This window comes from Saccharomonospora amisosensis, from assembly GCF_011761185.1.
Lineage (GTDB): Bacteria > Actinomycetota > Actinomycetes > Mycobacteriales > Pseudonocardiaceae > Saccharomonospora_A > Saccharomonospora_A amisosensis.
The window spans coordinates 2,407,132-2,419,915 of the sequence record NZ_JAAOYM010000001.1 but is presented as its reverse complement, the minus strand read 5'-3'; the positions used below and the strand labels follow the sequence as shown (position 1 = coordinate 2,419,915).

Sequence of the window (12,784 nt, the reverse complement as noted above, 5' to 3'; positions counted from 1 at the left end):
TCCCCCGCTCCCGCCCGCGAGTCCCCCGCTCCCGCCCGCGAGTCCCCCGCTCCTGCCCGCGAGTTCTGCGTTCCCGCCCGCGAGTTCTGCGTTCCCGCCCGCGAGTTCACCGCTCGCACGGACTCAGAGGTCGTTGCCAGCGTAGGAGAGGTTGAAGCTCTTGTTGGCCAGCGGAAAGTCGGGCACGATCGTGTCCGCGAGGGCCACCGGGAGCGCGGGCCAGTTGAAGAAGCTCGGGTCGACGATCTTCACCCTGGCCAGCGTCGCGTCGTCGGCGAACTCGATCCGGTGCACGATCGTGCCTCGCCAGCCTTCGACGATGCCCACCCCTGACCCCGCGACGGCGGGTAGCGACCTCGCCGGGTCCGGTGGCGCGCCCCGGTAGCCTGCCACGTCGGCAAGCAGAGCCTGGATCAGCTCGACGGACGCCGCGGCCTCCTCCGCCCGCACCAGGAAGCGCGCCAGCACGTCACCGTCGGTCCGGCTGTGCACCGACCTCGGCAGCGGCGGTTGGAACTGCGGGTGGTCGTGCCGCGCGTCGAAACCCAACCCGCTTGCCCTGGCGACATATCCGAGCGTGCCAAGGTCCCACGCCTGTTGCCGGGTGAGAGTGGCGGTGCCGGTGAACCGGTCTCGCACGACACTGTGGCCGAGCGCCAGCTCGACCAGTTCGGCGATGTCCTCACCGACGGCCGCGAGCCGGGCCACGTCGGGCAACACAGCGACGCTGACACCACCGGGGTAGACAGCGCCGCGCAACAGCCGGTGCCCGGTCGCCAGGTCCCCCAGCCGCAGCAGCTCCTCCCGGATACGCAGCGCGTGGGTGTTGAGAATGCCGTGCCCGACGTCGTTGCACAGTGCTCCGAGGTCGGCGACGTGGTTGTACAGCCGCTCCAGTTCGAGCAGGATCGCCCGTACCCGAAGCGCCGCGGGGTCGACGTCGAGCCCGAGGGCGTCCTCGACGGCCTGGCAGTAGGCGAGCGTGTGCCCGACCGAGGTGTCCCCGCTCACCCGCTCGGCGAGTTCCACACCTTCGGGCGCACGGCGGCCCTCGAACAGCTTCTCCACACCGCGGTGGGTGAACCACAACCGCGCCTTGAGGTTCAGTATGGTCTCGCCCACCACGGAGAAGCGGAAGTGGCCTGGCCCGATCATGCCCGCGTGCACCGGCCCCACCGGGATCTCGTACACGCCCTGGCCCTCCACGGTGCGGAAGGGATAAGGCCCGTCGGCGGTACCGAACCGCGGTGCCTCGGCCGCGTCGGCCCGCATCGGGTACCAGCCCTTGGGCCAGTGGAAGTGCCGCACGAGTCTGCGCGGCAGCGGGTGATGTCTCGGCACGATGCCGTACAGGTCACGCATTTCCCGTTCGAACCGGCCTGCGGGAAACGACATCGCGGCGAGGCTGGGCACCACGGGATCGGCACGCCGCAGCGGCACGTGCAGTTCGACGCGCCGGTCCGGGCCTGTGGCGGTGAACAGGTACACCGCCCGCAACGAGTCCCCTTCGTCGTGTCCGGACACCAGCGCCACCCGGAAACCGCCACGCAGCAGCGCGTTCGCGGTGTCGGCGAGGTCGTCGGCGGCCACGGTCAGTGCGCTGCGCCGGTGCCCGGCTGCCTGCCCTGCGACGATCGGGTCCAATGTGGTCACGATGCCCCCACGAGGATGTCGGCGGCCGATTCCAGCAAAGTGTCCAGTGGACCCACCGTGACCCCGAGCGCCGCGCAGGCCAGCAGCCCAACGACCAGCACCACCACGGTGGTGTCGGTGCGCACGGGTGCGACGGCCGCGCCCGGCACGTCGGCGGGGGCACCCAGCAGCATGCGGCTGCTGTGCCACACCAGCGTGCCAGCTATTACCAGGACGAGCAGCAGCGCCGCGGTGGTGGCCCAGCCCATGCCCGGGGTCGCGAGCCCCGCGCGTGCGATGCCCAGTTCGCTGGCGAACAGGCTGAACGGCGGCAGTCCCGTCAACGCGAGCACGCCAAGACCCGCGCCCCCCGCCAGCACCGGCGCGCGGGCGGCCAGAGCACGGACGGAGGCGATCTTGCTGCTGCCGGTGAGTTGCAGCACCCGGCCAGCGCCTAGGAACAGCGCCGCCTTGGCCAGCCCGTGTCCGAGCACGTGCAACAGCGCGGCCGCCACGGCCAGCGGGGCACCGATCGCGGCGCCCAGCGCCACCAGCCCGAGGTGCTCGATGCTGGAGTAGGCCAGCATCCGCTTGTAGTCGCGCTGCGCGAGCAGCAGGGTCGCCGCTACGGCCAGCGAGGCGAGCGCCATCACCGTGAGCAGTGCCCTGGCGAAGCCCGCTCCCAGTGCCGCGTCGGCGACGACCTTCACCCGCAGCACGGCGTAGAACGCCACCGCGAGCAGCGCACCGGACATCAACGCCGACACCGGTGCGGGAGCCTGCGAGTGCGCGTCCGGCAGCCATGCGTGCAGTGGCGCCAACCCGGCCTTGGCGCCGAAGCCGAGGATCAACAGCACCACGGCGATGCGGGTGACGTCGGGATCGAGCAGGTGAGCGCTGTCGGCGAGCGCCACCAGGTTCAGCCCGGCGCCCCCGCCCCCGGTGCTGCTCGCGTAGTTGAGCAGCAGCGCGCCCAGCAGCGCCAGCGCGATGCCCGTCGAGCACAGCACCACGTACTTCCATGCCGCCTCCACGGCGGCCCTGCTGCGCCGCTGCCCGACGAGGAACGCCGTGATGATCGTGGTGGCCTCGATCGCGATCCACAGCATGCCGAGGTTGGCTGCGAGCACGGCCGCGTTCATCGCGGCGATGAACGCCTGTACGAGCGCGCCGTGCCTCGCGGCCGTGCGCGGGCCCGCCCTCCCCTCCGCGATCTCGGCTCGGAAGTGGCCGGGTGTCCCCGAGGTCGCCAGCACCGCGACCGCGGCGATGACCAGCAGCATGAACACCGAAACGGCGTCGAGCCACAGCAGCCCGCCGAGAGCGGCACCCGGCCCCGAGGTCACCACCGCGTAGGCCAGTGTCACGGCCACGGCAAGCAGAGCCACCGAGCTCGCGGCACCGATCCAGCGCGCGGCCGGTCGGCTGCCGAATACCGCGAAAGCGAGCGCGGCCACGGCTGGCACGGCCAGTGGCAACACGGAAAGCACAGGTGGCGTCATCAGTCCCGCAACTCTCTGAGCTCGTCGAGGTCGGTGTCGCCGAAGGTCTCCCGCATCCTGGTGGTGAGCACGCGCAGCACGAGCACCGCGAGCAGCACATCGAGCGAGACGCCCAGCTCCACCATGAGACCGACACTCTCGGTGGTGAGGAAACCCACGGCGGTGATGCCGTTGTCCAGCAGCAGGAAACCGACGAGCTGCGACAGTGCCCTGCGGCGGGTGACGAGTACGAAGAAGCCCAGCAGTACCACGGTGAGCCCGACGGGGATGGCACGGGTCGCCGCGGACGGTGCCAGCTCCACCAGCGGGCGCGACACCGCGTAGGCGAGCAGCGCCAGCGCCGCGGCGGCCAGCAGTGACGACGCCACGTCGACCAGCGGACGGGTCTCCCGCGCGGGCTGCCCGTCCGCCGACTCGGCGAGCGCCCGCCACAGTAGCCACGGCAGCAGCCCCGCCCGCAGCAGCGCCAGCCCGGCGGCGGCGATCCACAGCTCGAAGCCACCCTCCCGTGCGGCGAGCACGGCGACGAGCAGGGCGAGCGCCAGACCCTGCGCCGCCAGCACCCGGATGGTCATGGCGAGCTCGCGGCGCCACAGGATCAGCATGGCGGTCAGCAGCAGCGCCCCAGCGGCCAGGTTCAGTGCCTGCGCGTACAGCGTCTCGGTCATGTCCACTCCACTCAGCCCAGCAGGAACGACGCGCCGACGGCGAGCAGGGCGAACAGGAACGACCCGGCGAGCAGTTCCGGCACCCGGAACAGCCGAAGCTTCGCGAGGAACACCTCCGCGGCGGCCAGCAACGCGCCGAGCAACCCGACCTTGGCCGCCAATGCCGCTACGCCGACCAGCAACGCGAGCGGTGTGCCGTCGGTGGCCACACCCCACGGCAGGAACAGGTTGGCCAGCAGTGCCAGCAGCACAGTCAGCCGCATGGCGGAGGCGAGTTCCACCAGTGCGAGGTCAGGGCCGGTGTACTCCAGCACCATGGCCTCGTGCACCATCGTCAGCTCGAGGTGGGTGGAGGGGTTGTCCACGGGTAGCCTGCCCGCCTCTGCGACGACCACGATCGCGAGCGCGGCCGCGGCGAGCACGGTCACCGGGGAGAACACGCCGGCCGGATCGTCCACAGCGGACGACACGATGGTGCCGAGGTTGGTCGAGCCCGCCCGGACCGACAGCGCGAAGATCGCCACCAGTAGCGTGGGTTCGGCAAGGGCGAGGATCATGATCGCCCTGCTCGCGCCCATCCCGCCGAACGCGGTGCCGGTGTCGAGTCCGGCCAGTGCCAGCGCCACGGTGCCCAGCGCGAGCAAGGCCACCACGGCGAACAGGTCGGAAAGCGCGCCCGAGGCGGGTGTCGCGGTCACCAGCGGCGCCACCACGGCGACGACGAGCGTGGTCGCCACCAGCACGACCGGGGCGGACCGGAACAACTCGCTCGTGCCGCGTGGAGCGAGCCGCTCCTTGCGGGTCAGCTTGCGCAGATCACGCCAGGGTTGCAGCACACCCGCGCCCGCGCGGCCCTCGAGCCGCGCGCGGATCTGCCGCATCACGCCGACCAGCAGCGGCGACCCTGCCACCACGAGTACCGCCTGCGTCGCCGCGCCGAGGACGCCGAGCGCGCTCACCGGGTCACCGCCAGCAGGAGCAGCGCACCGCACAGCGTGTAGAACCCGTAACCGAGGTAGCGATGCACGCTACCGGTGGCCAGCCACCGTCCCGTCCTGCCCCACGCGGCGAGGAACGCGAGTACCGGCCGGTAGAGGTAGCGCTCGATGCGGTCGGGCAGCACTCTGCGGTAGCGCACGGCCCTCACCAGGTAGCGGTCCCGGTCGTGGTGGTGGGTGTCCACCTCGGTCTGCGGCCGGGCGATGCTGTCGAAGACTCGCTGCTCCGGCTCGGTGAACGAGGTCGCGGTGTACTCCATCCGCGCCGACAACGGGCCCGCCCCGCAGTCCCACAGCCTTGCGGCCCGCCTGCCAGGGCGCCCGGCGAACGTGCGCACCAGCAGGGTCACCGTCAAGGTCGCGGCCAGCAGCGCGGCCGCAAGCAGCAGCGGCGACAGCGAACCGGCGACACCGGAGAGCCGCAACGTCACCGCCCCCGACACCGGGTCCTGGCCGCCGACCAGGTCGGCGCTCACCGCGCCGAGTGCGGGCAACAGCACCGTGGGGGCCAGCGCGAGCGCCACGGTCGGCACCGCCGCGATAGCCGTCCCGACCAGCATGGTTACCGGGCTCTCGTGCGCGCGTTCGGCTCCCTCGCCTCGCGGTCTCGCCAGGAACCCGACCCCGAACGCCTTCACGAAGGTGACCACTGCCAGCCCAGCGGTCAGCGCGACGGCCGCCACCGCGACCGGCATCGCGACGGTGGTGACGGTTCCCGCGGCTGGCAGACCGTGCACAAGGGCTTGCAGCAGCAGCCACTCCGACACGAACGCCGTTCCCGGTGGCAACGCGGAGGCGGCCAACGCGCCAAGCCCGAACAACGCGGTGGTCACCGGCATCCGCCCGCGCAGGCCGCCGAGCGCGTCGAGATCGCGGGTTCCGGTGGCGTGCAGCACCGAGCCGGCGGAGAGGAACAGCACCGTCTTGAAGGCTGCGTGCCCCACCACGTGCAGTAGCGCGGCGGCCAGCGCCACCCCGGCGAGCGCCCGGTGGCCAGAGGAGTTGAACAGCCCCGCCGCGCCGATGCCGACCAGCACGAGGCCGAGGTTCTCGGTGGTGGAGTAGCCGAGCAGGCGCTTGAGGTCGTTACTCAGCGCGGCGTGCAGGATGCCGTACACCGCCGAGGCGGCCCCGATCCCGAGTACGACGAGCCACCACAGCGCCGGGCCACCGCTGAGCAGGTCGAAGCCGACCCGCACGATCCCGTACACGCCCAGGTTCACCATCGCGGCCGACATCAACGCCGAGACATGGCTCGGCGCCTCCGGGTGGGCCCTCGGCAGCCAAGCGTGCAGCGGCACGATCCCCGCCTTGGAGGCGAACCCCGCAAGGGTCAACGCGAACACCGCACCGGCCACTCCCGCGGGGAGCTCGGCCGCGGCGGCCCGCAGTCGCTGGAACGAGTCGTCGCCCGCGTGCGCGGTGAACAGCAACAGTCCGATAAGGATGGTCAGAAAACCCAGTTGCGTCATGCCCGCGTACCAGCGGCCCGCTGAGGCGACCTCCGGGCGGCTGGTGTGTTCGGCCACCACGAGCACGAGTGAGGCCAGCGCCATCAGTTCCCAGCACAGCAAGAAGGTGGCCACGCTGGCCGCGCTGGGCACCAGCAGTAACGACACCACGAACAGCGGCAACGCGACCTGAACGCCCCTGCGCCGCAAGCCGTGCCCGCCGTAGGAGATGCCGTACACCCCGGCCGCGACGGCGACGCCACCGGTCACCACCGTGAACAGGCCGCCGAGCGCGTCCAGGGTCAGCGACACCCCCGACAGCGGTAGCAGCATCGGAAGGTTCAGCGAGAACGACTGGCCTGCCAGCGCGGCAGCGCCCGCGAGCATCCCCGCCAGGCCGGTGAGCGCGGTACCCGTTCCACCCACGGCAGGGCGTGCGGTGCCGGGAACGAGCAGAGCGGCCAGCGCTGTCGCCGACCCCAGTGAGATGGCCGCACCGAGGCCCGTCGCCGCCAGGTTCATCGGCCGGTCAGCTTTCGCAGCCCCTCGACGATCGCCTCCGGTCTCGGTGGACAGCCAGGGATCTCCAGGTCGACCGGCACCACCCGCGACACCGGTCCCGCCACGCCGTAGGCACGGGCGAACACGCCGCAGTCGCGGGCACAGTCGCCGACGGCCACCACGGACTTCGGTTCCGGCACCGCCTCGTAGGTGCGGCGCAGCGGCTCCGCCATGTTGCGGGTCACCGGGCCGGTCACCAGCAGGGCGTCGGCGTGCCGTGGCGAGGCGACCAGGCGGGCGCCGTAGCGTTCCGCGTCGTGCACCGGGCCGAAGGCCGAAGAGATCTCGATCTCACAGCCGTTGCAGGAACCGGCGTCGACGTGCCGCAGTTGCACCGAGCCCGCCAGCTCGGCGGCCGGGGGCGCCGCCGTCGCCGGTGCTTCTGGTGCGGGCTCGGCGATGCGGCCGGCCCGCCGGATCGCGCGCCACAGCCGTAACACCTCAGCGCTCCCCTGGCACTGGGGTACGCAGGTCGTCGAGCAACTCGACCTGTTCCGACAGCACCCCGGTAAGGATCTTGCGCGCCACCGCGAGCAACTCGGCCACGTGAGTGCTGGTCAGCGAGTAGAACACGGTGGAACCTTCCTTACGAGTGGTCACCAGACCAGCGCGTCGCAGCACCGCCAACTGCTGGGACAGGTTCGCGGGCTCGACCCCGATCTCCGGCAGCAACTCCGCAACCGCGTGCTCGCGCTCGCTCAGCAACTCGAGCACCCGAATCCGTGCCGGGTGGCCCAGGGTTTTGAAGAACTCGGCCTTCAACTGGTAGAGGGGCCTGCTCAAGAGTCTCCTCTCGCGCCACCAGACCTGCGACGTTTGCTGGTTTATCAGTTGCAGACATTAGCAACTTGATGTGCCTGGTTTCGCGGCGGCCCCCCTCGCGGGCGGGAGCGGGGAACTCGCGGGCGGGAGCGGGGAACTCGCGGGCGGGAGCGGGGAACTCGCGGGCGGGAGCGGGGAACTCGCGGGCGGGAGCGGGGAACTCGCGGGTCAGGTGGGTAGCCGGGCCTCCCGCCGGGTCAGTTCGAACCTGGTGGGTCCGGTCACCTCGGTCACCTCACCACCGCGAAGCCGCACGGCGAGCGGACCGTCGGCGGTGACCTCGACGGTGTCGTGGCCGACCTCCAGCCGCACCTTGCGGCCGAGACAGCGAAACCGTAGTTGCAGGCACGGCCACTCGCTCGGCAGCACCGGGTCGAGGTCGAGCACCCCGTCGCGCACCCACGCGCCCGCGAACCCGAACAGGAACGCCTGCCACACGCTGCCCATCGTTGCCATGTGCAACCCGTTGGCCGTGGTGCCGGTGAGGTCGTCGAGGTCCATGCGCAGCGCGATCCGCAGCAGGTCCAGCGCCTCGTCGGGCCGCCCGTCACGGGCGAGCAGTCCGGCGCAGACCCCCGGCGACAAGGACGAGCCGTGTGAGGTACGCGGCAGGTAGAAGTCCAGGTTCGGCCGCAACGAACCCGGCACCGTCTCGTCGGGCAGCAGGTGATGCAGCATCAACACGTCGGGCTGCTTGATGACCTGCGAGCCGGCGACCCGCTCACCGCCGAGCACGGCGTCGGCGGCCAGCGGCGGCGGACCGACCCGCGAGACCACCAGTGGCTCGAGATCGAAGTAGCCCGCGAATTGTTCGTAGCGGCCGGTCTCGGACTCGTAACCGACCACGATCCGCTCGGCGAGGTCGAGGAACTCCCCGCGCTCGGGTTCGTCGACGAACTCCGCCGCGGCGCGCAGGTTCCAGCGAGCCATCGCGTTGGTGAAAGCGTTGTCCGACACCGGCTCGTGGTACTCGTCGGGACCCATCACCGCGTCGATGTGCGCCCTTCCCCCCGGGTCCACGCGCAGTCGAGACGCCCAGTACCTGGCCGTCTCCACCACCAGCGCGGCTCGCCCGCCCCGCCGGAACCGCTCCTCACCGGTCCAGCGCGCACAGTGCAGCACCGCCCACGCCACATCGGCCGTGATGTGCTCCTCCAGCTGACCCGTCCTGATCGGCACGTGGCTGCCGGCGAGGTCACCTGAGGTCGGGGTGACGTCGTCGCCTGCCACGGCCGATTCCCACGGGAACCGGGCCCCCGCTCTGCCGCAGGAACGGGCCGCCTCGCGGGCGGCCCGCAGCCGGTGCACCCTGTAGTCGACCATGTCGAGTGCCAGCTCCGTGTTCATGCTCGCGATCGCGGGAAGCACGAAGACGTCGGCGTCCCACAGCACGTGCCCTGCGTAGCCGTATCCGGACAGCCCGCGCGGGCCGACGGCCGCCTCACCCTGACCACCGACGTTGCACCACAACTGGAACAGCGCGAACCGCGCGGCCAGCGTCACGTCCGGATGACCGGGCACCCGCACGTCGACGGTTTCCCACCGGTCGGCCCAGATCTCGCGGTGTTCGGCGAGCAGCCGCTCGAAACCGATGGCACCGGCGACCTCAGCCGCCGCCCGGGTCTCCTCGACGCCGCCGGTGCCGTAGGCGGCCAGCCGCTCCACGGTGCGCGTGCCGCGCTCTAGCCAGCTGCGTTGCACGGCGGCGGCGCTGATCGACTGCTCGCCGCCCACGCGCACCCACGCCGAATCCCGGTCGTGCCCGAACCGCACCGGCTCGCCGTCCTGGGACGCCCGCAACGGCTCGCCGGGATGCAGCCTGCCCTCCTCGGCCTGCGCCCGCAGCGCCATCACGCCCGGCCTGCGTGCCGACACGAACCGCAACGTACGCAACGGTGAGGGCGTGCCCCGCTCCTGCCTCCACAGCATGCCCGCGCGCAGATCGAGAACCCGCTCGTCGGCGGCGGCAGCTGGGGTGACATCCAGCCTGGTGGAGTCCGGACCCGCCATAGGCCGCTGATCGGAGCCGGAACCGGTGTACACACCGGACACCAGCACCACCGGGTCATCGCCTGGCGGCTCGTCCTCGCTCGAGCCGCGCACGGCGTACCCACCCGCGCCGAGAGTGAAGAGCGTGTCGTCGACCCTGCGGCTTTCGGTGTCCTCGGTTGCGCGCCGGATCAGCCACTCGTCGCGGCCGTCGGAGCGGGTGTGGTCGTCACCGGATGCCATGTTCGGAGCGAAGGAGTCGGGTCCATCGGCCTGCGAGTTCGACCTGGCGGACGAACTCGTTGTGGGCGTGGTCGATGGCGCTTCTCGGGCTGTCCCCTGTGTGCACCGCGCGAACCTGCCTTCCGGCCAGCACAGCCGTCAGTTCTATTCGCATTCCACGCCCCTGCCTGGCGAGTTCCACCTGCACCGCGTCGACCGGGTAGTCGCTGCCGAGGCCGCGCAACCGGTCGAGGGTGTAGCCAACAACGGCTGGATCCACCCTGCCGTGGGTGCTCACGTGCACGGCCGGTTGTTCGTGCCGGCTGGTTGGCGTCATGGCACCCACTGTTCCCACCGCGCCACGGCCTACCTAGGGCACTTGGTCCCCGCCTGCGTGACCCATCCGGACCAGCGACGTTACGCCGGGCGCGGCTGCGCGCGTCGCCGTACGCGCACGGAGGTGACCGCCCTGCGCCGCACCGCCGCCACCTCGAACGACCAGCCGGACAGGCTAACGACATCGCCGGGTGTGGTGGGAATGCGCCCGAGCTCGGTCAGCACCAGGCCCGCCACGGTGACGTAGTCGCCGCGCGGGGCGTCGGTCAGCCTGACCCCTAGGTCGGCAAGATCATGCACGGGAAACGTGCCTGGCAGCGTCAACGCGCCGTCCTGCTCGACACGCACGGCGGCGAGGTCGCGGTCGGTCTCGTCGTAGATCTCGCCCACGATCTCCTCGAGCAGGTCCTCCACCGTGACGATGCCGGTCACCGAACCGTGCTCGTCGACGACAAGGGCGAACGGTTCGCGCTCGGCCTGCATTCGCAGCAGCGCGTCGCCCACCACCGCCACACCGGGCAGCACCTGGGCGGGCCGCGCCGCGCCCGCGACATCCTGGTCGTCCCTGCCGACCAGCTCGCGCAGGCTGACCACACCGACCACGTCATCGAGGTCGCGGCCACCGACCACGGGTGCACGGGAATGCCCCGAGGCCGCCAGTGCGGCCCGGGCCCGCGGCGCGGGCACGTCGGCGGTGAGGGTGAACACGCTGCCACGAGGCACCTGCACCTCACGCAACGTGCGCCGCCGCAAATCCAGCGCGCCGGTAACGATGGCACGCTGCTCGGGAGTCAGCGATTGGCTGCCCGCCACGGCGTGGCGCAGTTCGTCGAGGGTCAGCTCCTCCCTGCCTGCTGTCGGGTCGCCGCCGAACACCCGCACCACCAGGCTGGTCGCCTTGCCCAGCAGCCACACCACCGGGCGCGACACCACGGAAAGCCAGTGCAGTGGCTTGGCCGCCAGCAGTGACCACTGCTGGGCGTACTGCATCGCCAGCCGTTTCGGGGCGAGCTCGCCGAGCACGAGTGTGATGAACGTCAGCACCAGGGTGACCAACCCGACCGCCACCGGTTCCGCGGCCGCCCCGAGAAACCCCAAGGGACGGGCGAGCGGTTGGGCAAGCGACACCGCCGCCGTCGCCGAAGCGAGAAACCCCGCCAGTGTGATGCCGATCTGGATGGTGGCGAGAAAGCGGTTCGGATCGCGGGCGAGCCTGACCAGTAGCCGCTCGCGCCTGCCGCCACGCTGTTCCAGCAACCGCAGTTGCTCCTGCCGCAGCGACACCAGGGCTACCTCGCTGCCGGCGAGCAGAGCGTTGAGCACGACCAGCACGGCAACCAGCCCGAGCGTGTACCAGTAACCGGCCATACCGCGAAGCGTGCGGCCCACGACGACGGCACGGCAGGGCCGTTCGGCCTGTCCTCCCTCTGCCCGGTGACATCGGTACCGGCCTGGGACTTTCGGCCCTTCCCTGCTCTCGCGCGCACCGCGCACGGTGCAGCCATGACTGAAGCAAAAGACATCATGCACACCGGCGCCGAGTGCATCGGCGAACACCGGACCCTCGCCCACGCCGCTCAGCGGATGCGCGAACTCGACATAGGCGCCATGCCGATCTGTGGTGACGACGACCGGCTCCACGGCATCATCACCGACCGCGACATCGTCATCAAATGCGTCGCCCAGGGCGCCGACCCCAACACGATGACCGCGGGCGAACTGGCCCAGGGCACTCCCTACTACACCGACACCGACACCGACATCGATGACGTGCTCACCCTGATGGAAGAGCACCAGATCCGCCGGCTACCCGTCGTCGAGAGCGACAACCACCGGCTCGTCGGGATGATCAGCGAGGCCGACATCGCGAGGCACCTGCCCGAACACGCCATCGCCCGCTTCGTCGAAACCATCACCGCCCAGAGCTGACCACCATGGCCACCGCACAGGAGCGCGAAGCGGCCGACACCACGTGGCAGCAGGGACAAAGCGACCCGGTCGTACGGGCGGAGTACACCTCGCAACACTGGCTCGCCGTGGTGGGCGAGCGGCTGGGCGGAGCGGACCGGCACTACAGCTACCGGGTGCTGCGAGCCTGGTTGCACACGGTGCGGGAGTTGCTCGGGGTCGAGGACGCCGCCCACCTGGCGGGCCAGTTGCCGGAGCAGCTGCGCGGAACGTTCTTCGAAGGCTGGGACCCCGCCAGGGTCCCAGCCCACTTCGAGCCGGGCGAGTTCACCGAGCGCTTTGCCCGCGAGGCGGACGTCTCGGCCGATGAGGTGCCGACGCTGGCGGAGGCAACCACCGCCGCCGTGCGAGAGCTGTGCTCACCCGGCCACATCGACCGGCTGCTCGAACTGCTGCCACGCAGGTTGAGCGAGACGCTCTCCGGCGAGCGGGTCCGGGAACGCACCGCGCCACCACTGGAGTCAAGGCTGCGCGAACTCGAGGCATCGGTGGAGGCGTTGATCGGTGCCGTCAGCGCGCTGGCGAAGGGACTGGAACAGACACCGGTGGACGAGCCGATCGGCGACCGGGGAACACGGGCCGCCCGGGAGGCACACCAGATCCTGCTCGCGCGGGGCCGGTCCTGACGCCGCACA

Annotated in this window: 12 protein-coding genes and 1 pseudogene; 3 read left to right on the top strand and 10 right to left on the bottom strand. The window is 71.2% G+C overall.

The genetic code is table 11. The annotated features are described in order from the left end of the window. Window positions 1-123: 123 nt before the first annotated feature. Genes FHU38_RS11805 through FHU38_RS11775 form a run of 7 tightly spaced genes read right to left on the bottom strand, consistent with a single transcriptional unit; the run spans window position 124 to window position 7,595 of the window. A complete protein-coding gene (locus FHU38_RS11805; RefSeq protein WP_313886746.1) occupies window positions 124-1,653 on the bottom strand; it encodes a hydrogenase large subunit in 1,530 nt (509 codons plus the stop codon). Beyond that, window positions 1,650-3,134 carry a proton-conducting transporter transmembrane domain-containing protein gene (locus FHU38_RS11800; protein ID WP_167170184.1) on the bottom strand — a complete coding sequence of 495 codons (1,485 nt, stop codon included), beginning with the start codon at window positions 3,132-3,134 and terminating at the stop codon, window positions 1,650-1,652. The genes FHU38_RS11805 and FHU38_RS11800 overlap by 4 nt, the downstream gene beginning before the upstream one ends. Continuing rightward, window positions 3,134-3,802, bottom strand: coding sequence for a hypothetical protein (locus FHU38_RS11795; RefSeq protein ID WP_167170181.1), 669 nt, complete (start codon window positions 3,800-3,802; stop codon window positions 3,134-3,136). The genes FHU38_RS11800 and FHU38_RS11795 overlap by 1 nt, the downstream gene beginning before the upstream one ends. Before the next feature lie 11 nt (window positions 3,803-3,813). Beyond that, window positions 3,814-4,761, bottom strand: a complete 948-nt coding sequence (locus tag FHU38_RS11790; protein WP_167170178.1) for a respiratory chain complex I subunit 1 family protein — start codon at window positions 4,759-4,761, stop codon at window positions 3,814-3,816. Continuing rightward, window positions 4,758-6,773: a proton-conducting transporter transmembrane domain-containing protein gene (locus FHU38_RS11785; protein ID WP_167170175.1), complete on the bottom strand. Its 2,016-nt coding sequence runs from the start codon at window positions 6,771-6,773 to the stop codon at window positions 4,758-4,760. The genes FHU38_RS11790 and FHU38_RS11785 overlap by 4 nt, the downstream gene beginning before the upstream one ends. After that, a complete protein-coding gene (locus tag FHU38_RS11780) occupies window positions 6,770-7,252 on the bottom strand; it encodes an NADH-quinone oxidoreductase subunit B family protein (protein WP_167170172.1) in 483 nt (160 codons plus the stop codon). Before FHU38_RS11780 ends, FHU38_RS11785 begins: the two co-directional genes overlap by 4 nt. Window position 7,253: 1 nt before the next feature. Further along, window positions 7,254-7,595, bottom strand: coding sequence for an ArsR/SmtB family transcription factor (locus FHU38_RS11775; protein WP_167170169.1), 342 nt, complete (start codon window positions 7,593-7,595; stop codon window positions 7,254-7,256). A 70-nt stretch (window positions 7,596-7,665) separates the two neighbouring features. Between FHU38_RS11775 and FHU38_RS28170 the strand changes: the two are divergent. Continuing rightward, a pseudogene (locus FHU38_RS28170) lies at window positions 7,666-7,788 on the top strand (hypothetical protein); the annotation flags it as partial. A gap of 14 nt (window positions 7,789-7,802) precedes the next feature. Here the strand turns inward: FHU38_RS28170 and FHU38_RS26960 are convergent. The 3 genes from FHU38_RS26960 to FHU38_RS11760 all read right to left on the bottom strand — a co-directional run bounded on the left by FHU38_RS26960 (window position 7,803) and on the right by FHU38_RS11760 (window position 11,549). Further along, a complete protein-coding gene (locus FHU38_RS26960; protein WP_208415642.1) occupies window positions 7,803-9,866 on the bottom strand; it encodes a glycoside hydrolase family 65 protein in 2,064 nt (687 codons plus the stop codon). Next, on the bottom strand, window positions 9,853-10,182 hold the full coding sequence (locus FHU38_RS11765) for a hypothetical protein (RefSeq protein ID WP_167170165.1): 330 nt from the start codon (window positions 10,180-10,182) through the stop codon (window positions 9,853-9,855). The genes FHU38_RS26960 and FHU38_RS11765 overlap by 14 nt, the downstream gene beginning before the upstream one ends. Window positions 10,183-10,262: 80 nt before the next feature. Then, the gene (locus FHU38_RS11760) at window positions 10,263-11,549 is read right to left on the bottom strand and encodes a hemolysin family protein (RefSeq protein WP_167170162.1); all 1,287 of its coding nucleotides are present in this window, start codon (window positions 11,547-11,549) and stop codon (window positions 10,263-10,265) included. Window positions 11,550-11,684: 135 nt separating this feature from the next. Here FHU38_RS11760 and FHU38_RS11755 point away from each other — a divergent pair, with 135 nt between their 5' ends. Both FHU38_RS11755 and FHU38_RS11750 read left to right on the top strand, forming a co-directional pair. After that, on the top strand, window positions 11,685-12,110 hold the full coding sequence (locus FHU38_RS11755; protein WP_167170159.1) for a CBS domain-containing protein: 426 nt from the start codon (window positions 11,685-11,687) through the stop codon (window positions 12,108-12,110). A 5-nt stretch (window positions 12,111-12,115) separates the two neighbouring features. Next, on the top strand, window positions 12,116-12,775 hold the full coding sequence (locus FHU38_RS11750) for a DUF2267 domain-containing protein (RefSeq protein ID WP_167170156.1): 660 nt from the start codon (window positions 12,116-12,118) through the stop codon (window positions 12,773-12,775). Window positions 12,776-12,784 lie beyond the last annotated feature (9 nt).